The sequence below is a fragment of the Micromonospora sp. LOL_013 genome (genome assembly GCF_048060315.1).
In the GTDB taxonomy this organism is placed as follows: Bacteria; Actinomycetota; Actinomycetes; order Mycobacteriales; family Micromonosporaceae; genus Micromonospora_E.
Window position 1 is genome coordinate 1 of record NZ_JBHMIQ010000023.1, and the last position, 24,005, is coordinate 24,005.

General features: G+C 69.9%; 23 protein-coding genes. 10 read left to right on the top strand and 13 right to left on the bottom strand.

Annotated features, from left to right (window positions below):
- The coding region (locus ACFHWS_RS16610; protein WP_416568503.1) for a hypothetical protein at nt 1-778 on the bottom strand (778 nt) is incomplete at its 3' end.
- Between the two features lie 361 nt (nt 779-1,139).
- Here ACFHWS_RS16610 and ACFHWS_RS16615 point away from each other — a divergent pair.
- Entirely contained in the window at nt 1,140-1,892 is a 753-nt protein-coding gene (locus ACFHWS_RS16615) for an SGNH/GDSL hydrolase family protein (RefSeq protein WP_416568504.1), read from the top strand.
- A 59-nt stretch (nt 1,893-1,951) separates the two neighbouring features.
- Here the strand turns inward: ACFHWS_RS16615 and ACFHWS_RS16620 are convergent, their stop codons facing one another.
- Nucleotides 1,952-2,569 carry a hypothetical protein gene (locus ACFHWS_RS16620; protein ID WP_416568505.1) on the bottom strand — a complete coding sequence of 206 codons (618 nt, stop codon included), beginning with the start codon at nt 2,567-2,569 and terminating at the stop codon, nt 1,952-1,954.
- A gap of 60 nt (nt 2,570-2,629) precedes the next feature.
- Nucleotides 2,630-3,397 (bottom strand): hypothetical protein, encoded by a 768-nt coding sequence (locus ACFHWS_RS16625; RefSeq protein ID WP_416552189.1) that lies wholly within the window; start codon nt 3,395-3,397, stop codon nt 2,630-2,632.
- An 88-nt stretch (nt 3,398-3,485) separates the two neighbouring features.
- On the opposite strand from ACFHWS_RS16625, the gene ACFHWS_RS16630 reads away from it, so the two are divergent.
- Both ACFHWS_RS16630 and ACFHWS_RS16635 read left to right on the top strand, forming a co-directional pair.
- Nucleotides 3,486-4,706, top strand: coding sequence for a DNA recombination protein RmuC (locus ACFHWS_RS16630; RefSeq protein ID WP_416552368.1), 1,221 nt, complete (start codon nt 3,486-3,488; stop codon nt 4,704-4,706).
- A gap of 172 nt (nt 4,707-4,878) precedes the next feature.
- Nucleotides 4,879-8,136, top strand: coding sequence for a S8 family serine peptidase (locus ACFHWS_RS16635; RefSeq protein WP_416552188.1), 3,258 nt, complete (start codon nt 4,879-4,881; stop codon nt 8,134-8,136).
- 134 nt (nt 8,137-8,270) lie between these two features.
- Here ACFHWS_RS16635 and ACFHWS_RS16640 read toward each other — a convergent pair whose 3' ends face one another.
- A complete protein-coding gene (locus ACFHWS_RS16640) occupies nt 8,271-8,735 on the bottom strand; it encodes a hypothetical protein (protein WP_416568506.1) in 465 nt (154 codons plus the stop codon).
- A 5-nt stretch (nt 8,736-8,740) separates the two neighbouring features.
- A complete protein-coding gene (locus ACFHWS_RS16645; protein ID WP_416552186.1) occupies nt 8,741-9,748 on the bottom strand; it encodes a 4-hydroxy-3-methylbut-2-enyl diphosphate reductase in 1,008 nt (335 codons plus the stop codon).
- 133 nt (nt 9,749-9,881) lie between these two features.
- On the opposite strand from ACFHWS_RS16645, the gene xseA reads away from it, so the two are divergent.
- The 3 genes from xseA (at nt 9,882) to ACFHWS_RS16660 (ending at nt 13,826) form a co-directional block, all read left to right on the top strand.
- Nucleotides 9,882-11,111, top strand: coding sequence for an exodeoxyribonuclease VII large subunit (gene xseA / locus ACFHWS_RS16650; RefSeq protein WP_416568507.1), 1,230 nt, complete (start codon nt 9,882-9,884; stop codon nt 11,109-11,111).
- Between the two features lie 93 nt (nt 11,112-11,204).
- Nucleotides 11,205-11,408, top strand: a complete 204-nt coding sequence (locus ACFHWS_RS16655; RefSeq protein ID WP_416552367.1) for an exodeoxyribonuclease VII small subunit — start codon at nt 11,205-11,207, stop codon at nt 11,406-11,408.
- 435 nt (nt 11,409-11,843) lie between these two features.
- Nucleotides 11,844-13,826 (top strand): carbohydrate-binding protein, encoded by a 1,983-nt coding sequence (locus ACFHWS_RS16660; RefSeq protein ID WP_416568508.1) that lies wholly within the window; start codon nt 11,844-11,846, stop codon nt 13,824-13,826.
- A 98-nt stretch (nt 13,827-13,924) separates the two neighbouring features.
- Here ACFHWS_RS16660 and ACFHWS_RS16665 read toward each other — a convergent pair whose 3' ends face one another.
- Nucleotides 13,925-14,620 carry a GntR family transcriptional regulator gene (locus tag ACFHWS_RS16665; RefSeq protein WP_416568509.1) on the bottom strand — a complete coding sequence of 232 codons (696 nt, stop codon included), beginning with the start codon at nt 14,618-14,620 and terminating at the stop codon, nt 13,925-13,927.
- Between the two features lie 83 nt (nt 14,621-14,703).
- Nucleotides 14,704-15,258 carry a DUF4245 domain-containing protein gene (locus tag ACFHWS_RS16670; protein ID WP_416568510.1) on the bottom strand — a complete coding sequence of 185 codons (555 nt, stop codon included), beginning with the start codon at nt 15,256-15,258 and terminating at the stop codon, nt 14,704-14,706.
- A 180-nt stretch (nt 15,259-15,438) separates the two neighbouring features.
- Between ACFHWS_RS16670 and glpX the strand changes: the two genes are divergently transcribed.
- A complete protein-coding gene (gene glpX / locus ACFHWS_RS16675; RefSeq protein WP_282233965.1) occupies nt 15,439-16,473 on the top strand; it encodes a class II fructose-bisphosphatase in 1,035 nt (344 codons plus the stop codon).
- Between the two features lie 12 nt (nt 16,474-16,485).
- Here the strand turns inward: glpX and ACFHWS_RS16680 are convergent, their stop codons facing one another.
- The 5 genes from ACFHWS_RS16680 to ACFHWS_RS16700 form a co-directional block, all read right to left on the bottom strand.
- Nucleotides 16,486-17,124, bottom strand: coding sequence for a rhomboid family intramembrane serine protease (locus ACFHWS_RS16680; RefSeq protein WP_370461577.1), 639 nt, complete (start codon nt 17,122-17,124; stop codon nt 16,486-16,488).
- 154 nt (nt 17,125-17,278) lie between these two features.
- Nucleotides 17,279-17,959: a lytic transglycosylase domain-containing protein gene (locus tag ACFHWS_RS16685; RefSeq protein WP_282233963.1), complete on the bottom strand. Its 681-nt coding sequence runs from the start codon at nt 17,957-17,959 to the stop codon at nt 17,279-17,281.
- Between the two features lie 380 nt (nt 17,960-18,339).
- Nucleotides 18,340-19,782, bottom strand: coding sequence for a PhoH family protein (locus ACFHWS_RS16690; protein ID WP_416552181.1), 1,443 nt, complete (start codon nt 19,780-19,782; stop codon nt 18,340-18,342).
- Between the two features lie 444 nt (nt 19,783-20,226).
- Nucleotides 20,227-20,640, bottom strand: a complete 414-nt coding sequence (locus tag ACFHWS_RS16695) for a hypothetical protein (RefSeq protein WP_416552180.1) — start codon at nt 20,638-20,640, stop codon at nt 20,227-20,229.
- A gap of 22 nt (nt 20,641-20,662) precedes the next feature.
- The gene (locus tag ACFHWS_RS16700; RefSeq protein WP_416552179.1) at nt 20,663-21,007 is read right to left on the bottom strand and encodes a hypothetical protein; all 345 of its coding nucleotides are present in this window, start codon (nt 21,005-21,007) and stop codon (nt 20,663-20,665) included.
- A gap of 264 nt (nt 21,008-21,271) precedes the next feature.
- On the opposite strand from ACFHWS_RS16700, the gene ACFHWS_RS16705 reads away from it, so the two are divergent.
- The 3 genes from ACFHWS_RS16705 to otsB all read left to right on the top strand — a co-directional run bounded on the left by ACFHWS_RS16705 (nt 21,272) and on the right by otsB (nt 23,190).
- Complete coding sequence (locus tag ACFHWS_RS16705; protein WP_282233960.1) at nt 21,272-21,712, top strand: XRE family transcriptional regulator; 441 nt, start codon at nt 21,272-21,274, stop codon at nt 21,710-21,712.
- A 174-nt stretch (nt 21,713-21,886) separates the two neighbouring features.
- Nucleotides 21,887-22,261, top strand: coding sequence for a hypothetical protein (locus ACFHWS_RS16710; RefSeq protein ID WP_278167102.1), 375 nt, complete (start codon nt 21,887-21,889; stop codon nt 22,259-22,261).
- A 104-nt stretch (nt 22,262-22,365) separates the two neighbouring features.
- Nucleotides 22,366-23,190 (top strand): trehalose-phosphatase, encoded by an 825-nt coding sequence (otsB, locus tag ACFHWS_RS16715; protein WP_416552178.1) that lies wholly within the window; start codon nt 22,366-22,368, stop codon nt 23,188-23,190.
- 35 nt (nt 23,191-23,225) lie between these two features.
- Here otsB and ACFHWS_RS16720 read toward each other — a convergent pair whose 3' ends face one another.
- Nucleotides 23,226-23,996 (bottom strand): isoprenyl transferase, encoded by a 771-nt coding sequence (locus ACFHWS_RS16720; RefSeq protein WP_416552177.1) that lies wholly within the window; start codon nt 23,994-23,996, stop codon nt 23,226-23,228.
- Nucleotides 23,997-24,005 lie beyond the last annotated feature (9 nt).

Here is a 24,005-nt window from a genome sequence, read left to right on the forward strand (position 1 = left end):
CCGTCTGACCACCAGACTGCGGACCAGAATCCGGATCAATCGACGACGCAGTCGGCGGCGCCGGTGCGGCCGGACGTTCACAGGTGGCCTCGGCGATGATGACTTCACCGACCGGGATGACCACCGGGAACCCGAGGAGCAGACCCGAGAGTGAGGCGGTGAGCACGATGGTGGCCGCCGCCGCGCTGTCGGCGGTGACGGTCTCGATACGCGACAGTGAGACATCGAGCATCGCTCCGACCAGACCCGGCACCGTCACCGCGGCGCTCACGTCAAGGCTCGGCCCGTTCGGGATCAGGACCTCCGCCAGGCCGAACACGGTAAGCCCGGTCAACGTCGTGTCGGCAGTCTGCGGACCGACGAAGGGGCAGCTGACTGCGGCCTCGACGGCCGATGCGGTCAGCACGTTCACGCCGAGGATGTCCAACGACACGTCGGCGACCGAGGACGAGGCGGACGACGAGATCGGGCCCCTGGTGGCGCTGACCTCCAGGACGGTGCCGTCGGCGGCGACGCCGATGGCTCCCGGCAGGGTGATGTCGAGCAGGGTCTCGGTGTCGGTGCCGCCGGCGGGTGGGGCGTCCACCGACCCGATCACCGCACTGGCCTCGATCACCGGAATCCCGAGGACCTCAGCCGAGAGGTCGACGATCACCCCCCTCGCATGCGCGTCTCCGGGAGCTGCGTAGGCGGGTGCGGCCGTCACCGCCAACCCGCCAGCGGTGCCAAGTAGCGCGGCCAGCGAGACGCTGGCCACCCGTTTCAACGTTGACTGCACTTTTCCCCCGTCTCGTCTTCTGCGTGAGCCGGACAGGCCGGTGTGCCCATCCGTCACAAACGAGAACGACAATAAATAGGGCAAGTCGTGCAAAACTACCAGAGGTCCAGCTCACACGACACCCATGTCCGACGCGGCGTGGCCGGCCAGACGGGACGGCGTCCGCTGAACGGATCCACTTCCGCCGTTCGTCGGACGTGCCCACAGGTTGATCCCCTAAGCTCACTCAACTGGCCCCGGACGGGCTGCCCGGCCAGGAAGCACTGCCCGCCAACCGTCAGAGCGGGATCCGCGTCACAGCACCAGTCGGTACCGGGAGGTAACTTGGTGCCGCTGGTCATGCGGGACGGGGAGGTCGCGGGTGCGGTATGTGGCGATCGGGGACAGTTTCACCGAAGGGCTCGGCGACGAACTACCGGACGGCGCCGTACGCGGCTGGGCTGATCTGGTCGCCGCCGGCCTCGCCGCCGCGAACGGCGGCCCTGTGCAGTACGCCAACCTGGCGATCCGGGGACGGCTGCTGGAACCGATAGTCACCGAGCAGCTCGACCGGGCGTTGTCGCTGTCCCCACTCCCGACGATGATCACACTCAACGGCGGCGGCAACGACATGATGCGCGCCGGCACGGATCTGGGCCGGCTGGTCGCGCTGACCGAGGACGCGGTACGCCGCTGCGCCGACGCCGGCGTACGGCTGGTGCTGCTCAGCGGCGGCGACCCGAGCGCCCGGCTGCCGTTCGGCGCAACGATGCGGCGACGCGGGCTGGCGCTGACCGCAGCCACCGCCGAACTCGCCGCCCGGCACGGCCTCGACTTCATCGACGTGTTCGGCGACATGGAGATCCGCCGCGAACAGTACTGGTCACCCGACCGCCTGCACCTCAACTCGGCCGGCCACCGCCGAGTCGCCAGCCTGGTGCTGGACGGGCTGGGCCACCCGACCGAGGCGCACGTGGTCGACCCGGCACCGGTCGGCCGACGCGGCCTGCTCGCCGAGGCCCGCTACTACCGGGAGTTCGTGGTGCCCTGGGTACACCGCCGGCTGCGCGGCCGCTCGTCCGGTGACGGGCGGACCGCGAAGTACGCCGACTGGGTGCCGGTCCAGGCCGGCTGACCGTGTCGGATCCGTTCCCTCGGATCCGTTCGCCGGCTGATGGTCACCGCCGCTTGCCGTCACCAGCCACGCAGGAAGCGCAGGCCGAGCAGGAAGGCCACCACCGACGGCCCGGCGAGCAGCGTCACCGCCTGCAGCCGGTACGGCATCCGGTGCCGGCCGAGTTCGAGTGCGTTGGCGAACACCACGGCGGCAGCGAGCATCATGAAACCGCCCCACCAGCCGGTGGCGCCGAAGTCGACCAGACCGGTCACGATCAGTCCGAGGGTGACGCCGACCCCGGCGCCGGTGACGGCCAGCAGGGCAACGGTGCGGTGCAGCCCTCGGGCGAGCGGATGATCCGGACGCCAGCGGTAGGTGCCGGCCACCGCCAGGCAGGACAGCACGACGAGCAACGGCCAGCCGTCACCCATCAGTCCCAGCATGAGCAGCGCACCCACGGTGAAGACGATCGCGCCGATGCCGGCGATGACGTACCCACCGAAGGCCCGGCCGCCACCGCGGGCCAGTAGCGGGCCACCGGCGGCGGCGATCAACGCCCCGGGTAGCAGGATGAACCCGGCCCACCAGTGGAACCGCCCGGACGACTGGGCGGCGGCGGTCACCGCCCCGGTGGCCAGAGCCGCCGCGCCGAGACCGGCGAGCCAGCCGCGTTGAATCTGTCGCTTGGTGTCCACGGTGACGAGCCTGCCCGCTCACCGGTCGGCGGACCATCCGGGTAGCCCTACTTCCGAAGGTCAGAAATCCCCGAACCCGCCGAAATCCCCACCGCCGAAATCCCCACCGCCGAAGTCGCCGCCACCGAAGTCGCCGCCACCGGAGAAGTCCTCGCCGCCGGTGAAGTCCTCGTCACCGCCGCCGTCCTCCAAGCCGGCGGCGTACCCGGCGTCGTAGCCGGGGTCGCCGAACGCCGGAGAGAACAACGCGCTGAAGACCAGCATGCCGCCGATCGCACCGGCCGCCCCGGCCAGCGCCGGCTTCCACAGCGGTTGGGAGTACCAGCCGGCCGGCACCGGCCGGCCCTGGTGGTAGCCGCCCGGGTAGTAGTGCGGCGTCTGCGGGCCCGGGTTGGGCCCGGCCCGGAAGGTTTGCCCCTGGACGTCGACCTCACGTTCCTTGGTGAGCTGCCCGGCGCCCCGGGCGGCGGCCAGCGGGGGCAGCTCGGGGCCGGGGTCGATGCCGAGCGCCACCCGGGCCGCCCGGACGTAGGCCAGGCCCTCCAGGGCGGTCTCCCGGGCCAGCTCGAACTGCTTGACGCTGCGGGCCTGCTCCAGCTGTGACCCGGCCGCGGTATAGCGCTCGCCGGCGTCGAGCAGCGACTGCCGGACCGCCGGCTGGTCGCCGTGCAGGTTCATCACCTGGCCGCCGAGCCGCTCGTACCAGCGCTGTGCCTCGGCCCGGGCGTCGGCCAGCGCCCGCTCCTTGCGGGCGGCGCTTTCCCCCCGCCACCACAGCAGGCCGCCGGCGAACAACGCCACCAAGACCAGGAGCAGAAGAAGTTCCATGGCTACGACGGTAGCCGCCCTGATCCACCACCAGCCACAACGACGGACGGTGCCGGGCGCCGGCGGGCGGGCGGCGTACCTGTTTGACATGCTTTCCGGCGTGGATGTCGCGACGGTAGTGGTGGTGGTCGTCTGTCTCGGTTGCGGCGCGGCGCTCGGCTGGCTGGCCGCCCGGGCCCGGTCGGCGGCCGAGATCGCCCGGCTGGACGCGACGCTGCGCGCCACCCGCGACGGCGAGGGCCGGTTGGAGCAGTCGATGCGGGCGCTGTCGTACGAGGCGACCGCCCAGTCGCAGGAGGCGGTGGCGCGTGCGGTGGCACCGCTGCACGACGCGCTGCGCCGCTACGAGCAGCGGGTGGCCGAGCTGGAGCATGACCGGGTCGACGCGTATGCCGAGCTGCGCGAGCAGGTCCGGGCGATGGGTGGAGTCTCCGCTGAACTGCGTACCGAGACCAAACAACTGGTCGCGGCGCTGCGCGCGCCCCAGGTACGTGGCAGGTGGGGTGAGCACCAGCTGCGGCGCATCGTCGAGGCGGCCGGGATGCTGGAGCACTGCGACTTCGCCGAGCAGGTGACAGCGCGGACCGAGCAACAGACGGTCCGCCCGGACCTCGTGGTACGGCTGCACGGCGGACGCAGCGTGGTGGTCGACGCCAAGGCGCCGTTCGACGGCTATCTGTCTGCAATGGAGGCCCGCGAGGAGCGCAGCCGGGACCAGCACCTGGACAGTCACGCCCGGCAGCTGCGGACCCATGTGGACGCACTCGCTGCGAAACAGTACTGGTCCGCGTTTGATCAGACGCCGGAGTTCGTGGTGCTGTTCGTGCCGGCCGATTCGTTCCTGGACGCCGCGTTGCAGCGCGACCCGGCTCTGCTGGAGCACGCGTTCAGCCGGGACATCGTACTGGCCACCCCGGCGACGCTGGTGGCGTTGCTGCGCACCGTGGCGTACTCGTGGCGGCAGGAGGCGCTGGCCCGTAACGCGGTGGCGGTGCACGGACTGGCCCGCGAACTGTACGGGCGGCTGGCCACGCTGGGCGAGCATGTCACCAAGCTGGGTAACGCGCTGGGAGGTGCGGTCACCGCGTACAACCGCGCGGTGGGATCGCTGGAGGGGCGGGTCTTGGTCAGTGCGCGCAAACTCGCCGATCTCGGGGTTTCCGGCACTGAACTGACGCCCCCGCCACAGGTCGAAGTGGCGCCCCGTCAGGTGCAGGCGCCAGAGCTGGAATCGCCGTCGGCCGGCGATGACCGGGCGCATCGGACACGTCCCGAGTGGACCGGGTTGAGCTGGGAAAACCCCGAATAGACATCACTCATTGCAGGCATTTCACTACGACCACGCCACCCATTCAGGGAAGTGCATGTCACGGGCTGGTCACAACGCTTGGCTAGGTAGTGACAGCGCTCCACCGGAACACAAAGGATGCGGTCACACGTGCCCTGCACCACAGGGCCCAGTTCTTCCGGAGGAAGAGAACGTGAGTAAACCCCGCATCTGGAGACGGCGAACCTCTGCCGCGCTCCTGGCATCCGTCATGGTGGCCGGTGCCGTGACGCTGGCGGGTGGTGCGTCCACCGCGAGCGCCAACCCGTCGACCAAGGCCGACGTACTGAAGGACACCCCTACCGATACGTTGGGGTCACACGATCTCGACCTGCTCGCCGAGGCGGAGGCGAAGAGCGAGCAGAGCGTCACCTTGCTGGTCGCCACCGAGCAGGGCCAGGCACCGAAGGTCGCGGCCGAGCTGAAGAAGCTCGGCGGCGTGATCGGCAACCAGGTCGACGAGGTCGGCTACGTCCGGGCCCGTGTGCCGGTCAAGAACGTCGTCGCGGCGTCGAAACTGCCCGGGGTCTCGGCAGTCGACCTCAACGAGACGATCCCGATGCCGGACCCGGTGCCGGAGAGCATGGCGGCGGCTTCCTCCGTGGCGAGCGCGACTACCGGCCCGGGGCCGGACACCGGCGCGGTCAACCCCTACATGCCGACCGGCGAAACCGGCGCGGTCTCGTTCAAGAAGAGCCACCCGCGCTGGGACGGCCGCAACGTCGTCGTCGGTATCATGGACTCCGGGATCGACCTGGACCACCCCGCGTTGCAGACCACCACCACCGGGGAGCGGAAGGTCATCGACTGGGTCACCCCGATCGACCCACTGTACGAGAACGACGGCACCTGGCGGCCGATGCTCACCGGTGTGAGCGGCCCGAGCTTCAGCTACGCCGGGGTCAGCTGGTCCGCGCCGGCCGGCGACTACATGATCAACCTGTTCTCGGAGTCGATCACCGCCGGCGGGGCGGCCGACGGTGACGTCAACCGCGACGGCGACACCAGCGACCGATTCGGCGTGCTGTACGACCCGGCCACCAACGACGTACGGGTCGACGTCGACCAGGACTTCGACTTCACCGACGAGCCGGTGATGCGTCCGTACCAGGAGAACTTCGACATCGGGCACTTCGGCACGGACGACCCGGCGACCCCGATTGCCGAGCAGGTGCCGTTCGTCGTCGAGTTCCGTACCGACGTCGACACCACTCCGGTCGGTGGTCCCGGCCTGATCGACTACGTCAACATCGGCCTGATCTCGTCGTCGCACGGCACCCACGTGGCGGGCATCGTGGCCGCCAACGACATGCTGGGCAACGAGAACTTCGACGGCGCCGCGCCCGGCGCCAAGCTGGTCTCCTCGCGGGCCTGCACCTTCGCTGGCGGCTGCACCGCCGCCGCGTTGACCGACGGCATGATCGACCTGGTCATCAACCGGGGCGTCGACATCATCAACATGTCGATCGGTGGTCTGCCGGCGCTCAACGACGGCAACAACGCCCGCGCGGAGCTGTACAACATTCTGATCGACGTGTACGGCGTGCAGATGTTCATCTCGGCCGGCAACTCCGGCCCGGGCACCAACACCATCGGTGACCCGTCGGTGGCGTCCAGCGTGGTTAGTGTTGCCGCGAGCGTGAGCCGGGACACCTGGCTGGCCAACTACGGCTCCGAGGTACGCACCCGCAACTCGCTGTTCCCGTTCTCGTCGCGCGGTCCGCGTGAGGACGGCGGGTTCAAGCCGAGCATCAGCGCCCCCGGCGCGGCCATCTCCACCGTCGCCGGCTGGGAGGAGGGCGGCCCGGTCCCTGAGGCCGGCTACCCGCTGCCGCCCGGCTACGCCATGTACAACGGCACGTCGATGGCCGCCCCGCAGGCCACCGGCGCGGTTGCCCTGCTGATGTCGGGCGTCAAGGCCAAGGACCTCGACGTCACCCCGATGCAGCTGCGTCGGGCGCTGTACAGCGGTGCCCGCTGGATCAACGGTGCCTCCGCCCACGAGCAGGGCAACGGCATGCTGCACGTGGCCGACACCTGGAAGCTGCTGCGCGAGGGTATCGAGGTCAACGGCTACGACGTCAGCGCCCCGGTCTGCACGCCGATCTCGGAGTACCTGGCCACCCCGCACGAGGGCACCGGCGTCTACAACCGGTGCGCCGCCGACGCCGGTGGTCACCGGCCGGGCCAGTTCAAGTCCTACCCGGTCACCATCACCCGGACCAGCGGCCCGGACGTCGACCTGCTGCACAAGCTCAAGTGGGTCGGCAACGACGGCACCTTCGCCGCCCCCGGCCAGGTGGTGCTGCCGCTGAACGAGGCCGTCACGTTCAACGTGCGGGCCACGCCGGACGCCGGTGTGCACAGCGCCATCCTCCGGGTGGACAACCCGTTCACCGCCACGGTCGACTTCGAGATCATGAACACGGTGGTGGCATCGACCGCGATGACCAGCCCGGAGTACGAGTTCAACACCTCCGGCAAGGTGACGCGTAACGCGTACACGTCGTTCTTCGTCACGGTGCCCGAAGGTGCGACGGCGCTGCAGGTCAGCCTGTCGGGCATCGCGGACGGATCGCAGACCCGGTTCATCGCGATCGACCCGTACGGCGTACCGCTGGAGAGCTCCAGCAGTCTGCGCTGCTACACCAACTTCTCCGACCCGAGCCTGTGCAAGCCGGAGGAGCGGGACTACCAGAACCCGCTGCCGGGGGTCTGGGAGATCGAGGTGGAGTCGCGGCGGACCTCGCCGATGCTGCAGAACCCGTTTGAACTGACCGCCCAGGTGCAGGGCGTCACTGTCGACCCGGCCAACACGGTGCTTGAGGACATCACCCTCGGTGAGCCAACTCCGCTCAGCTGGACGGTGGAGAACACCTTCGGCCCGGTCACGGTCTCCGGGCAGGGCGGCTCGCTCGGCTCGGCGAACAGCGACCGACCGACGATCGCCGACCTGGAGGTGCAGACCTTCCAGGTGACGGTCCCGGCCGGGGCAACCCGGTTGTTCGCGAAGATCGGCAACACCAGCGATCTCAGCGCCGACCTGGACCTGTTCGTCTACCGGAACGGTTCGCTGATCGACTACACCGCCGACGGCGACTCCGAAGAGGCCGTGACGATCGACAACCCGGCACCCGGTGTCTACGACATCGAGGTCGACGGGTACTCGGTGCCGGCCGGCAGCACCGAGTACGACTACCTGGACGTGTTCTACTCGACCGGTTTGGGCGCCATCTCGGTCGAGTCGGGCTCGACGGAGCTGGCCAACGGCGCCAGCGCCACGCTCAGCGGCAGCGTCACGGTGGACGCCACTCCGGAGGCGGGCCGGGAGCTGTTCGGTGAGATGCTCGTCGTCACCGAACAGGGTGCGGTCGTCGGCCGCGGCGGGGTCTCGGTCAGCTCGGTGAGCTGACCTTCGGCTCGGCCGTACGACGGTAGAGGGGCCCACCCCGAGTCGGGGTGGGCCCCTCGCTGTGTCCTACGGGCACCGACGCAGGCACCAGGGCGCCGCTCGGCGCAGGTCAGGGTCGGTGGTCGCGCCGCCGGTCAGGCGGGCTCGACCCGCTGCACCATGAACGGGGTGCCCTGCTGGCAGGTGGTCATCAGGTCGGCCTGGACGTGACCGGTGACGCTCAGCCGGGCACCCGGACGGATCAGGTCACGCGAGCCGCCGACCAGCAGATAGCCGTCGAGCAGGTAGCAGTCGTGCTCCACCCCGGCCTCGACGGCGCCGGTCAGGGTCATCGGCCGCGACGACCCGGTCGACTTTCCCGCTCCCGGGGTGCCCCCTCGCGCCGAGGTGGGCAGGTCTTCAGGCGGTCCGGGGGTCTGCGGTGCTGTGCTCACCGTGGCACCTCCGCTCGGTGATTCGGCTGCCGGCGGCGTGGACGGCGCGACCGTCACGGTCGGCACCGGGTCGGGGTCGGGCTCGGTCATGGGTTCACCGGTGCCGCACGCCGGCAGCGCCAGGCAGGTCAGCAACAGGGGTACGCCGATCCGAGTGACTCTCATACCGGCTAGGACGCGGTGGCCGGGACGCCCGTTCCCGCTGCGGCTGCCTTCATGTCCCGACGCAGCTCCGACGGCAGCGAGAAGGTGATCGTCTCCTCGACCGTGGTGACCTGCTCGACGTCGGTGAAACCCCGTGCGGCGAGGTGGTCGACCACCTGGTGCACCAGTTCGTCGGGAACGCTGGCACCGGAGGTCAGCCCGACGGTGGTCGCGTCGGCCAGCCAGGCGTCGTCGATCTCGTGGGCGAAGTCGATCAGGTAGCCGGCGCGGGCCCCGGCGTCGATCGCCACCTCGACCAGCCGCACCGAGTTGGACGAGTTACGGGAACCCACCACCAGCACCACGTCGCACTCGGCCCCGATCTGCTTGACCACCTGCTGGCGGTTCTGGGTTGCGTAGCAGATGTCGTCAGTCGGCGGCGACTGCAGCATCGGCAGCCGTCGCTTGAGACGGGCGACCGTCTCCATGGTCTCGTCGACCGACAAGGTGGTCTGCGACAGCCAGACCACCTTCTCCGGGTCCCGTACGGTGATCTTGTCGGCGTCGTCCGGGCCGTCGACCAGCTGGATGTGCGCCGGGGCCTCGCCGGAGGTGCCGACCACCTCCTCGTGGCCCTCGTGGCCGATCAGCAGGATGTCGTAGTCCTGCGCGGCGTACCGGCGGGCCTCCTGGTGGACCTTGGTCACCAGCGGGCAGGTGGCGTCGATCGCCTTCAACGACCGGGCCTTCGCCTGCCGGTGCACCTCGGGGGCGACGCCGTGTGCCGAGAAGACCACGGTCGAGCCGCGCGGGACCTCCTCGTTCTCCTCGACAAAGATCGCGCCCTTGGCCTCCAGGGTCGAGACCACATGCTTGTTGTGCACGATCTGCTTGCGTACGTAGACCGGGGCGCCGTACAGCCTCAGCGCCTCCTCCACGGTCTGCACCGCGCGGTCGACGCCAGCACAGTAGCCACGGGGGTTGGCCAGCAGCACCCGCTTGCGGTGGACCGGTTTCGCGTCAGGCTCGCTCACCCGGCCGAGTCTACGTGCCGTCGACCACGACGGCAGCGTGGCCGACCGGCGGGACCGGACGGGGGCCGACCGGCATTCGCCGACCGGCGGGGCGAGCGGCGATGGTGTCACCGCCCGCCCGTACCCTTGCCGGGTGACCGACACCGACACGACGCCGCGCAGCAGCGCGGACGAGCCGTGGCCGGTTCGGGTGGTCAGCCAGAAGATCAGCGCCTGGATCGGCCGGCTCGGCTGGGTGTGGGTCGACGGGCAGGTCGCGCAAATCAGCCGGCGGCCCGGCGCGACCACCGTGTTCCTGACCCTGCGTGACCCGTCGGCCGATCTCAGCCTGACCGTCACCACCAACCGTGACGTGCTCGACCTCGGCGCGCCGGAGCTGATTGACGGAGCCCGGGTGGTGCTGCGCGCCAAGCCGGAGTTCTATCCGGCCCGGGGCACGCTCAGCCTGCGCGCCGACGAGATCCGCCAGGTCGGCCTCGGTGAGCTGCTGGCCCGGCTGGAAAAGCTGAAGAAGCTGCTGGCCGCCGAGGGATTGTTCGACCGGGCCCGCAAGCGCCGCCCGCCGTTCCTGCCGAAGCGGATCGGGCTGATCACCGGCCGGGCGTCGGCGGCCGAACGGGACGTGCTGACCAACGCCCGCCGACGCTGGCCGGCGGTCGACTTCCGGGTGGTCAACGTGGCGGTGCAGGGGTCCGGCGCGGTGCCGCAGATGCTCGACGCGCTGGCGGTGCTCGACGCCGATCCGTCGATCGACGTGATCGTCATCGCCCGGGGCGGCGGCAGCGTCGAGGATCTGCTGCCGTTCTCCGACGAGGCGCTGTGCCGGGCGGTGTTCGGCTGCCGTACCCCGGTGGTCAGCGCCGTCGGTCACGAGACCGACGCGCCGCTGCTCGACTACGTGGCCGACGTACGGGCGTCCACGCCGACCGACGCGGGCAAACGGCTGGTGCCCGATCTGGCCGAGGAGCTGCGGCTGATCGCTCTGGCCCGGCACCGGCTGGACCGGGCGGTGACCGGCCTGATCGACCGGGAGACGCACCGGCTGGAGATGGTCCGGTCCCGGCCGGTGCTGGCCCGCCCGCAGGCGCTGCTGGACGGGCGGGCCGACGAGGTCGACGTGTTGCGAGACCGGGCCACCCGCTGCCTGGCGCACCGGCTGTCCGCCGGCACCGCCGAGCTGGGGCACACCCTGGCCCGGCTGCGCGCGCTGTCACCGGCCGCGACCCTCGACCGGGGGTACGCGATCGTGCAGGACGCCGTCGGCGCGGTGGTCCGCTCCCCCGACGACGTCGCCGCCGGCGATCCGCTGCGGCTGCGACTGGCCGGCGGTGAGCTGCCGGCCGTCGCCGCCAGACCCGAGTGAGTGAGGCATCAGGTGACCACGAAGAAGGCCGCTGACCGCGGCACGGCGACCGCGTCAACGAAGGTTCCGGCGACCGAGCCGGCGGGCGGGCCGCTGGCGGCGGACTCGCTGAGCTACGAGCAGGCCCGCGCCGAGCTGGCCTCGGTGGTGGAGCGACTGGAGTCCGGCGGCACCACCTTGGAGGAGTCACTGGCGCTGTGGGAGCGCGGCGAACAGTTGGCGGCCGCCTGTCAGCGCTGGCTGGACGGGGCCCGTCAGCGACTCGACGCCGCCCGCGGCGCCCGAGCCACCGGCTGAGGGTGCCCCAAGACGGCATTTAGCCACAATCCGGCTAGGATCTTGCAAGTTGATGGACGTCGACCTATCCTTCGGGGAAAGCGCTTTCCGAAGTTAGGGCAAGGTGTGCTGCAGCACACCGGCGGCGGGGACGTGAGGACGGTCCGGGTGACCTCGCGCCCTCAGCGCTGACGGCCACGCGTCCGGGGCCCGATGAGCCGCCGACTCGTCCACATCACCAAGAACACCGCACCTGGGTCGAGGCGTCCCCGCCCCGGCTGCCGCCATCGATGGCCGATGGCCGTCATCTGACGGCCGGGCAACGGTCACATCGGCGCCACCGGCGGGTTGACCACGGGCTGCGACCAGTGCCGTACCGGTTGCGCCGGACGGCACGCGTCCTCCAGCAGTCGAGACGATCCATCAGCAACTCCAAGACGAAGGCGAGACGAGACTATGAGACGACCAGTCGGACTGCGACTTCTCGCAGGACTGGCCATCACAGCCGTAGCCGGAACGGTCGGCGTGGCCCTGGCGATTCCCCAGGCCTCGGCGGCGACCGGCAGCGCCACCGGGTTCGCCACTCGTAACGGTGGGACCACCGGCGGGGCGGGCGGCCAGACGGTGCGGGTCAGCTCCGGCACCGGCATCCACTCCGCGCTGTGCAACCGTTCCAGCAGCAGCACCCCGATCATCATCGAGGTCCAGGGGACGATCAACCACGGCAACACCAGCAAGGTGTCGGGCGACAGCTGCAACACCGCCGACGACAAGATCGAGCTCAAGCAGATCAGCAACGTCTCGATCATCGGGGTGGGCAGCGGCGCGGTCTTCGACCAGCTCGGCATCCACATCCGCGAGGCGAGCAACATCATCATCCAGAACGTCACCGTCCGCAACGTGAAGAAGTCGGGCTCGCCGACCTCAAACGGTGGTGACGCCATCGGCATGGAGGCCGACGTCCGCAACGTCTGGGTCGACCACGTGACGCTGGAAGCCTCGGGCGGCGAGTCGGAGGGCTACGACGGCCTGTTCGACATGAAGAACAACACGCAGTACGTCACCCTGTCGTACAGCATCCTGCGCAACTCCGGCCGCGGTGGTCTGATCGGCTCCAGCGAGAGCGACACGTCCAACGGATACGTGACGTTCCACCACAACGTGTACGAAAACATCGACTCCCGTACTCCGCTGCTGCGTGGTGGCATCGCACACATCTACAACAACCACTACACGGACATCGAGAAGTCCGGCATCAACTCGCGAGCCGGCGGACGCGCCAAGGTGGAGAACAACTACTTCCAGGACTCGAACGACGTCCTGGGCACGTTCTACACCAGCGAGGCCGGCTACTGGCAGGTCAGCGGCAACATCTACGACAACATCGACTGGTCCAGCCGCAGCGGCGACAACCAGCCGGCCGGCCCCAACCCCACCTCGAACACGAGCGTGAGCATCCCGTACTCCTACACACTCGACGGAGCCAGCTGCGTGCCGAACATGCTCCGGCAGATCTCCGGCGCCAACAAGGGCAACCGCGTCTCGGACGGCAGCTGCTCGCCGACCTCGCCGCCGCCGTCGAACCCGCCGAGCCCCACGCCGACCGTGCCTCCGACGCCCGGCCCGGACGGACGCTACGAGGCGGAGTACTCGCCGGCCTCGTGTGACGGTGAGATCGAGTCGGAGCACTCCGGCTACTCCGGCAGCGGGTACTGCAACACGGAGAACACCTCGGGTGCGGCGTCGCAGTTCCTGGTCAGCTCCAGTGGCGGCACGACGAACCTGACTATCCGGCACGCCAACGGTGGCTCGGGCAACCGGCCGGCGAACCTGGTCGTCAACGGCTCGACCGTGCAACAAGGGGTCGCGTTCAACCCGACCGGCGGGTGGACCAGCTACTCGAACGTCTCGGTCTCCGTTGGGCTCAACAGCGGCACCAATACGATTCGGCTGGTGGCCGCCACCGGTGAGGGCCTGAGCAACATCGACTACCTGCAGGTCTCCGGTGGCACCGGCCCCAGCCCGACCCCGAGCCCGACGGCGCCGCAGCCGACCTCGACCCCGACCCAGCCCGGTGGCACCAACCTGAGCATCGGCGCCGGATCGGACGGCTCGAGCAAGGGCAGCGGCACCAGTTACGGCGACGTACGGGACGGCGACATGGGCACCTACTGGTCGCCGAGCGGCACCACCGGTCGAATCTCGATCAAGTGGGACGCTGACACCACCGTCTCCTCGGTCAACATCCGGGAGGCGTCGGGTGCCGCAGGTGCCATCGGTTCGTGGCGGCTGTACGACCACGAGACCGGTGCCACCCTCGCCTCCGGCAGCGGTGCCGGCGTGATCAACTTCTCCTCGACCACGCTGCGCAAGATCAGCTTCGAGATCACCGGCGCCTCCGGCACGCCGCAGATCGCCGAGTTCGAGACGTACGCCTGACGAGACGTACGGCTGATCGGCGGCTGGACAGCCACCGCCGCCACTGATCAACTGCACGCCCCAACGAGCCGAACACCAGATACCTTTCCGACCCCGGATCAGGTATCTGGTGTTCGGCTTGAGCCGTCGGAGCGCCGGTAGGTACGGGCACCGTGCTCGGCCAACTCCCGGTGCACCTCGGCCGGATTCCCGGCTTCAATCGCGGCCAGCAGCCGCTCGTGCCGGTGCACCCCGTCGACCGGCTGCGCCACCTCCGCCTCCCGCCGTAGGTTGATCGCCATGTACAGCTGGAGCTTCAACAGCACCGACTCGTAAACCCCGGTGAGCTGCCGGTTACCGGCCAGGGCGACCAGCTCGACGTGGAACCGCCGATGCGCCTCGGCGACTCGCAGCCGGTCACCGACCGTGGTTGCCAGCCGCATCTGGTCGACCGCAGCCCGCAGGCCACCGAGGGCGGTATCCCGGCGCACCGGCAGCACCGACTCCACCGCGTGCCGCTCCAGGAGGTCGCGCACAACGTACAGCTCCTGAACGTCGCGGTCGGACAAGGTCGCCACCCGCACGCCACGCCGGGGCACGTGCTCCACCAGGCCCTGCTCGGCGAGGAGCCGTAGCGCCTCACGCAGCGGTGCCCGGCTGATGCCCAGCCGGCGGGTCAGATGCTCCTCGACGAGTCGTTCCCCCGGGTCGGTCTTGCCGCTGAGGATCTCGCGACGCAGCCGCCGCACCGCCAACTCCACCAGGCTCAGGCTCTCCAGCTCACCATCCACCGACGATGCGGCCACGTCGCTCACCCCGTCGAGTCTGCCATCCGCAGCCCGGTAACCGGATTTCCGGCCCGGGCAACCGCCCTGGACGGGCCGGACCCGCCGACGGATCAGCGAGGGGTGAGCGCCCCGGCCATCAGCCGCAACTCTTCGGAGTCGGCCGTGCCGACCACCAGCACACTGTGCTCCGGCGCCAGCCACACCAGCGCGCGTTCGCCGGGCCGGGCCGCGTACCGCTGCCAGGTTGTCGCCCCGATCGCCACACCACCCTGCGGCTGCGCGGTCGCGGTCAGCTCTGCCACCAGCAGCTCCGGTGCCGGCCGTGAACTCTGCACCACCTGGACGGCGGCGCCGGCCGGGGTGACGTAGCCCAGCCGCAGCGTCGGACCGTCCGCCGCCGACACCGGCCGGAAGACCGCACTCACCGTGACCCAGTCCGGTCCGAGACCGTCCGGCGCGCGCACGGGGAACTCGCCCGCCGCACCGGCCTGCTCGTACGCCGGCCCGGGATCCACCGCCACCGGGTCGTCGGCGCCGAGGAAGACCCGGTAGAACCCGAACACCAGCAGGATCGGTACCAGCAGGACGAGCAGCGACTGGGTGATGTCCCTCGGGGTGCGTTCGGCCCGGTCGCGCGCCGGCCTCGCCGGCCCGGTCGTCTCCATCCGCCCATCCTCCCAGCTCCTCGGCGCGGACCGATACGCGGACCGGCCTGCGGCCGGGTCACTCCGCGACCACCCCGCGACTACCTGGCACCGTCGTGACGTGCCAGGATTCACTCAGGACCGGAGCCGGCGACGCTGTGCTCCGGGATGCGCCCCGCACCGTCGCGAGGAGGAGCACCGATGACTGGAACCGGCACCCGCAGCCCGCAGAATCTCGACCGTAACCTGGCCCTGGACCTGGTCCGGGTGACCGAAGCCGCGGCGATGGCCGCCGGCCGGTGGGTGGGTCGGGGAGACAAGGAAGGCGGCGACGGCGCCGCGGTCGACGCGATGCGCAAACTGATCAACTCGATCCAGATGCGTGGCGTCGTCGTGATCGGCGAGGGCGAGAAGGACAACGCCCCGATGCTGTTCAACGGTGAACGGGTCGGTGACGGCTCCGGGCCGGAGGTCGACGTCGCCGTCGACCCGATCGACGGCACCACCCTGATGAGCAAGGGCATGCCGAACGCCCTCGCGGTGCTGGCGGTGGCGGAGCGGGGCGCCATGTTCGACCCCAGCGCGGTCTTCTACATGGAGAAGCTGGCCGTCGGCCCGGACTGCGCCGACGTCATCGACATCGAGGCCGGGGTGCGGGAGAACCTGCAGCGGATCGCCCGGGTCAAGAAGTCTAGCGTCTCCGACGTGACGGTGAGCATCCTCGACCGGCCCCGCCACACCGAACTGGTGCAGGAGATCCGCGACGCGGGTGCCCGGATCCGGTTCCTGTCCGACGGTGACATCGCCAGTGCGATCTCGGCGGCCCGCGAGGAGTCCGACGTCGACGTGCTGATGGGCATCGGCGGAACCCCGGAGGGGATCATCGCCGCCTGCGCGTTGAAATGCATGGGCGGCGCGATGCAGGCCAAGCTCTGGCCACGCGACGACGCGGAGCGGGACAAGGCCGTCGCGGCCGGGCACGATCTGGGCCGGGTGCTGCGCACCGACGACCTGGTGACCGGCGACAACTGCTTCTTCGTCGCCACCGGCGTCACCTCAGGAGACCTGTTGCACGGGGTGCGGTACCGCTCCGGTGGGGCGTACACCCAGTCGATTGTGATGCGCTCCAAGAGCGGCACGATCCGGGTGATCGACTCGCATCACCGGCTTGAGAAGCTGGCGCTCTACTCGGCGGTCGACTTCGACGGACGGCCGATCGCCGAGCTCGGTCTCTGACCCAGGGCGCGGTCAGGGCATGGTGAGCGGGTCCGGATCGTACGGGTCGTAGTCGCGCCGGCGGCGGAACAGGATCGCGGCGAGCACCCCGCCGACGAATCCGAAGAGATGGCCCTGCCAGGAGATCAACGCGTCGGTCGGCAGGATGCCGACCAGCTGCCAGCCGTAGAGCAGGCCGACCAGCAGGACGACGCCGAGGTTCCACCAGGTGCGCTCGACGATGCCGCGCATCAGCACCAGACCGAGGTAGCCGAAGACGACACCGCTGGCGCCGACCACGACGGTGTTCGGCGCGCCGGTGAACCACACGCCGAGCCCGCTGACCAGGATGATCACCAGGGTGGAGTAGAGGAACCGGCGGACCCCGGCGGCCAGGACGAAGGTGCCCAGCAGGATCAACGGAACGCTGTTGCTGTAGAGGTGGTCGAAGCCGTGGTGCAGGAACGGGGCGAAGAACACCCCGTCCAGCCCGTCGATGCGCCGGGGGATGATGCCGGCGGCCAGATCAAAGCCGGCGCTCAGCCAGACGTCGAACGCCTCGATGACGAACAGCACCGGGACGACCGCGCACATTGCGACGAACGCCCGGCCCAGCGAGGCGTAGAAGGCCTCGGTGCCGAAGCGGTTCGGGTCACCACCGGAGGTCCCCATGTACGCCATCTCCTAGTAGCTATCAGGTCCGCGCAACCGACGCCAGCCGACAGCTGGCGAAACCGCACAAAAACATTGGCGGCGGTACGGACGATCAGGTCCGTACCGCCGCCGGTGACGAGTGCGACAGGTGCTGCCGACAGTCCGGACCGGATCAGTACCAGCCGGCGTTCTGTGACTGCTGCCACGCGCCGCACGGGGTGCCGTAACGGCCGCTGATGTACCCGAGGCCCCACTTGATCTGGGTCGCCGGGTTGGTCTGCCAGTCGGCACCGGCCGAGGCCATCTTGCTGCCCGGTAGCGCCTGGGGAATACCGGTGGCGCCGGAGGCCGCGTTGTAGGCCTTGTGGTTCCAGCCGCTCTCCTTGTTCCACAGCTTGTTCAGGCAGGCGAACTGGTCGAGACCCCATCCCTTCTCCAGGGTGAGGGCGCAGCCGATCGCCCGGTTGCCGCTGAACTCGTCGCAGGACTCCGGAATCTCGCCGGTGAAGGGCACCGTCGCCGCCGGCGGCCGGGCCGCCGCCTCCTGCTGCTTCTGCTGGGTCACCTGCTCTGCCCGCTTGGCCTTGGCCGCCTCGGCCTTGGCCGTGGCGAGAGCCTTCTCCGTGGCTTCCCGTTCGGCGGTACGGCGTTGCACCGTCATCCGCTGGTGTTCGGCCCGGCGCTGGCGCAGCAGTTCGAGCTCGACCTGCTCGGCCTCGGCGGCCAGGCGGGCGTCGCTGATGCGTTGCTGGGTCTCCCGGTCGCTTTCCAGGTAGAACCCGCCGGCGACGCCTGTCACGAGCAGGCCGACGGCGAGTGCCCGGACACCGAACCGGCTCCACAGCCGACTCACGAAGTGGTCCCTTCGTCGGGGGCAAGGACACGGCGGGCCGGGCTGGTCGGCACCGCTCGCGCCCGCGTGCCGGCCGACTGAACGGCCGGCTCGCGGCGGCCGCCGCCAGGTGCGGCGCGACCGTCACGTGCGGGTGCGGCGGTGCGGCTGGTCCGGGCACGCCGTGAGCGCCCGACCGGTTGGTCGCGCGTCGGCCGGCCGCGATGGTGGTCGGCTGACGCACCACCACCGACGACCCGGATATCGGTCGCCGCCGGTGCGCGCGCTCGTCGACCACCATCGCTCACGGTGAGGCCGTTGGGAAACGCGGGACTTTGAATGTGATACTGGTCACGCCAATTTTCACCCTAAAGTGGGGCATAGACCCGCACCGGGCGAGGTCAACGTGGGATGTCCTCCAACAGATCAGTAACCATTTCGGCGATGGGAGAACGCTCCGAACGGGTCAGCGTCACATGGGCGAACAGCGGATGCCCCTTCAGCGCCTCGATCACCGCGGTCACCCCGTCGTGCCGGCCCACCCGCAGGTTGTCCCGCTGCGCGACGTCGTGGGTGAGCACCACCCGGGAGCCCTGTCCGATCCGGGACAGCACGGTCAGCAGGACATTGCGTTCCAACGACTGGGCCTCGTCCACGATCACGAAGGCGTCGTGCAGGCTACGACCCCGGATGTGGGTCAACGGCAGCACTTCCAGCATGCCGCGGGCGAGCACCTCCTCCATCACGTTCTCGTGCACCACCGCGCCGAGGGTGTCGAAGACCGCCTGGGCCCACGGCGACATCTTCTCCGACTCGGACCCGGGCAGGTAACCGAGCTCCTGACCGCCGACGGCGTACAGCGGACGGAAGACGACGACCTTCTTGTGCCGGCGCCGTTCCATCACCGCTTCCAGCCCGGCGCACAGCGCCAGCGCCGACTTGCCGGTGCCGGCCCGACCGCCCAGCGAGACGATCCCGATCGACTCGTCGAGCAGCAGGTCCAACGCGATCCGCTGCTCGGCGGAGCGACCACGCAGCCCGAACGCCTCCCGGTCGCCGCGTACCAGCCGTACCGTCTTGTCGGCCAGCACCCGGCCGAGTGCGGCGCCCCCGGTGCCGTGCAGCACCAGACCGGTGTGACAGGGCAGTCCGGCGGCGCTGTCGAGGTCGACGGCCTCGCCCGCGTACAACTGCTTGACCTGCTCGTCGGTGGACTCCAGCTCGGCCATTCCGGTCCAGGTCGGGTCGCTGGCCTGGCCGTGCCGGTACTCGTCGGCGACCAGACCGACCGAGGCGGCCTTGACCCGCAGCGGCATGTCCTTGCTGACCAGCACCACGTCCCGGCCCTCCGCGCCCATGCTGAGCGCGACCGACAGGATCCGGGTGTCGTTGGACTCGTTGCGGAACCCCGGCGGCAGTACGTCGGTGTCGGCGTGGTTGAGCTCGACCCGCAATGTGCCGCCCGACTCGTTGGCTGGCACCGGCTGGTCCAACCGGCCGTGGCGGACCCGGAGTTCGTCCAGCATGCGCAGCGACCGCCGGGCGAACCAGCCAAGCTCCGGATGGTGCCGCTTGCCTTCCAGCTCGGAGATCACCACCAGCGGGATCACCACCTCGTGCTCGGCGAACCGGTGGAACGCCCCCGGGTCGGACAGCAGGACCGAGGTGTCCAGGACGTACGCGCGGATGGTGACTGGCGGCTCCGGTTGGACTTGGCCGGCGGACCGGTCGGCCGACTCGGACGCGGCGGCGTCCGGGGCTCGGCGGGTCCGGCTACGGCTGGACGGGACAGCGGCGGCGGTCGGGCTCTGATCGGCCCCGGGGGTGGTACGTCGACTCGTCACAGGCCTGCTCCGTCGGGCGTGCACCCGATCCGCCCGCGATCCGGCTCCACCGGGGCCCGAAGGCACGGGTCGGATGCGGAACCCGTGCGACTGCAGGTCCGGACCGTCCGGCTGGCCCGAGACGACCCCGGACCATGACTAGACGCTAGCCGCCGGATCCCGACCTCGGCTAGGCGTCTGAGCCGATCTTCGGCCCACACCGGAGGTGAGCGGGGCGAATGGCGACCCGTACCCAGGTCCGACACACCGGTCACGCGACGGACACATCCGAACCGAGCAGGCGGCCGGCCGGGATGCGCACCCCCTGCACGCATCCCGGCCGGGAGGAACTCCGGCGCGGTGACGCCGGGGTTCCCAGGCGGTGTCGCGTCCGCCTCAACACGACACCGCACTCGGGAAAGCTCATCGCTGCGGCCGGATGGCCGCGGCCGCGGCTGCGGCCGGTCAGGGATGTCGGCCGGCCAGCAGTTCCGTCGAGTGCCGGCCACCGGTCCCACCGAGGTCAGGCCGACCAAGGTCAGGCACACCGGGGCCAGGCCCACCAAGGTCAGGCTGACCGGGGCCAGGCCCGCCGACGAAGGCCGCGCCGGTGTAGGTGGTGCCCGGACGGACCGCCAGGTCGACTCCGGCGGCCACTGGACGGGTCTCCGGACGGGCTGGTTCCGGCAGCACCGACGCGATCGCGGCCCCGGTCTCCCGGCGCCGCCGGGTCCACGCCCCGCGGTCACCGTCGAAGTACCCCTGCCGGTAGCCGAACCGGTAGCCGATCCGGTAGCTGAGCTGGCCGTGCAGCCGGCCGGCGGCGTAACTGGCCGAGGCCAGCAGCAACACCAGGAAGACCGCGAAGAACGGGCTCATCCGGTCGCCCCGATCTCTGGGATCATGTCTCCTCCGACTCGAACGACGTCGGGCCGTCGGTGAGCAGCCGATCGATGTCGTCGGTCCTCACCTCTTCGACCAGTTCGACGCTGATCCGGCAACCGCCCAGCACCACCTCGGCCACCGAGGCCCGCCGGATCTCCCCTCCGGCGTCGTAGACCCGCACACTCAACTCCGGACAGCCGAGGTGTGCCCGCCACGCGTTCCACTCGGACCGGTCCCCCACGTTGAGCGACAGGTGACGACACCCCCGGGCCAGGTACAGCCGCCACGGCGCGGTCAAGCCGCTGGCGACGGCGTCCGCGACCAGGCCGAATGCCTGGGCCCGGGTCGCGAGTTCGGTCACCGCATCGTCTCCGTCACGCGTAAGCGACAACTCCACTCAGTAAGCGTCTCAAGCACGTGACGTAGAGTAAAGCGTCACGCGCAAGTGACAGCATCGTCTTTTCGGGTGATTAGCACCACCCCACTTGGTCCTTAGACTGCACCCGTGGCACCCCTCGTGACAAGGGAAGATTTCCCGACAGAGATTCACAAAGCTCTGTCACAAACGCAGTACAGAAGGCTCCCTGCCCCCAGGAAAAGCGGCGATTCGCCGTACCGTCGGCCGGTGCCGGACAGCTCCGCCGCGCGGAAGATCGCCTTCGCCGCCTTCGTACGCAAGGCGCTCGCCGACGCGCGCGCGACCCGCGCCTGGACCGGCTCGGAGGTCTCCCGGCGCACCGGCGTGTCCCGCCAGACCATCAACCGGTGGGTACGCGGCGAGTGGTCCAGTGATCCGGAGGCCGAGCGGGTGGTCTCGTTCTGCGAGGGACTGGGGATCAGCCCGACGATCGCGTTCGGCGTACTCGGCTGGGACCGCGCCACCAGCGCCCGACCCGCACCCTCGGCGCCGCCGATGGACCCGGACGTGGAGGCACTGCTCCGCCGGCTGGTCGACCCAAACGTTTCAGATGCGGAGAAATTTCACATCAGGGAGACGATTCGCTATCTCGCCTACCGACCCCCACTGCCCGTCGAACCTCGCAAAGGACCCAAGCGGGCAGGGTAGTTCTCAGATGGCGAAAGAAAGCCGATCAAGCGGCCCGATTCTGCCCCACTTGCACGCTGAGTCACGATAGCGTTCCTCTCCGTACTGCTTGGGCTCGTCATCCACGGGGGACGGGACAAGGCCGGACACAGCCCGGACACAGCCCTGCGGGACAGGAGGGAGGGTCGATACCCGATGACCCTCAAATGGTCGGCAGTCGTGATCGCGGCCGTCGCGATCACGCTTTACGGCACCACGAATATCGTGGTCGCCGTCCTGAGTAGCGGCGAGGTGCCAGCGGTGGTGAACCTGTTCGTCATCGCCTGCGCGTCCGTCGCCACGCTGGTGGCGGTCATCGCGCACCTCAACGACCGACAGCAGGGACGGCTGACCGCGCTCACCGAATTTCTCGTCGCCCGGCTCAATGAAGTCGACTCACACGTCGCAGACCGCAACTCCGGCTTCGTCGAGGGCTATTTACTCCGGCAGGGACAGCAACACGACGCGGCAGTCGTGCAATTTCCACCGCGGATGCACGGTCGGCGGCTGATGAGCGGCGGTGACGACTGACCCGCCGGGTGGTTCGCGGACCGTAGTCGCCAGCGCCGACGTCCCCGAATGTTCATCCGCCGGGAGGTCTGGCACCTGCGGCGGCAGCAGGTACGCTGACGCCCGTGCGGCCGTTCGAGGTAGGAAACCAGCGCTTGGCCCGTCCGCTGACCGCGGAGCAGGCATGGCGAGCAACCATCGATCGCGCCGACCGGTGCGTGCTGTTCTTCGACTTCGACGGCACCCTCGCTCCGGTCGGTGACGATCCCACGTCGGTGCAGCCCGCACCCAAGGTGCTGGCGGCGATCGAGTCACTCGCCGGGGTGGTGCAGCGGATAGCGATCGTGTCGGCCCGACCGGTCGACTTCCTCCGGGCCCAGTTCGCCACGATCAGCGAGGTCGACCTGTACGGGCTGTACGGGCTGGAGCACAGCCACGGATCCGGACCGACGGTCACCGAGCCGGCCGCACTGCCCTGGGTCCCGGCGATGCAAGAGCTGGCCGACCGGGCCCGCGCCGAGCTACCCGCCGGCGCACTGGTCGAGTACAAACGGCTGTCCGTCGCGCTGCACTACCGGACCGCGCCCGAGCTCGCCGGGACCGTCGAATCGTGGGGGCAGGCCCAGGCCGAACAGCTCGGCCTGCGGGTGCAGAGCGGGCGGATGGTCATCGAGATCAAGCCGCCGGTCGACCGGGACAAAGGCATGGTCATCGGCGACGCGGTCGGCACCGCCGGCTGCGCCTGGTACTTCGGTGACGACGTCTCCGACATCAAGGCGTTCGCCGCGCTCCGGGCACACGCCAGCGCCAACCCTGACTTCTTCGGCGTCTGCGTGGCGGTGGCCAACGCCGAAACCGGGCACGATGTGTCAGCGGCCGCCGACCTCACCATCGACTCGCCGGAAGCGCTCGGCGACTTCCTGACCTCCGCCGTGCACGCCCTGGACTGACGCCACCCGGTAGGGACGGCCCCGGGGGGCGGCCGTCAGGCGCCGTACCGGCGTTGCCGGTTCGCGTACGACCGCAACGCCCGCAGGAAGTCCACCCGACGGAAGTCGGGCCAGTTGACGTCGCAGAAGTAGAACTCCGAGTGCGCCGACTGCCACAGCAGGAAGCCGGAGAGCCGCTGCTCGCCGCTGGTCCGGATGACCAGGTCCGGGTCCGGCTGACCGCGGGTGTAGAGGTGCTCGGCGATGTGGTCGACGTCGAGCACCTCGGCCAGCTCCTCCAGGGTGCCGCCGGACTTGGCGTGCTCCTGCAGCAGCGAGCGGACCGCGTCGGCGATCTCCCGGCGACCACCGTAGCCCACCGCGATGTTCACCTGCGCGCCCTCGGACCGGGTCTGGGTACGCTCCTGCGCAGCCTTCAACGCGGTAGCGGTGGAACCCGGCAGCAGGTCCAGCGCACCAACGATGCGCAGCCGCCAGGGGTTGCCCTCCTCGGCCAGCTCGGTGACCAGATCCTCGATGATGCTCAGCAGCGGATCCAGCTCGCGGGCCGGCCGACGCAGGTTGTCGGTGGCCAGCAGGTACAGCGTGACGTGACCGATACCGGCCTGGTCACACCAGTTCAACAGATGTTTGATCTTTGCTGCGCCGACCCGGTGCCCGTCGTTGGGATCCACGAACCCCATCTCCCGGGCCCACCGGCGGTTACCGTCGCACATCACGCCCACGTGGCCGGGCACCGGCTTGCCCGCCAGTCTCGCCATGAGCCGTCGCTCATAGACCGAGTAGAGCAGCTCCCGCAGAGTCATCACAAGCAG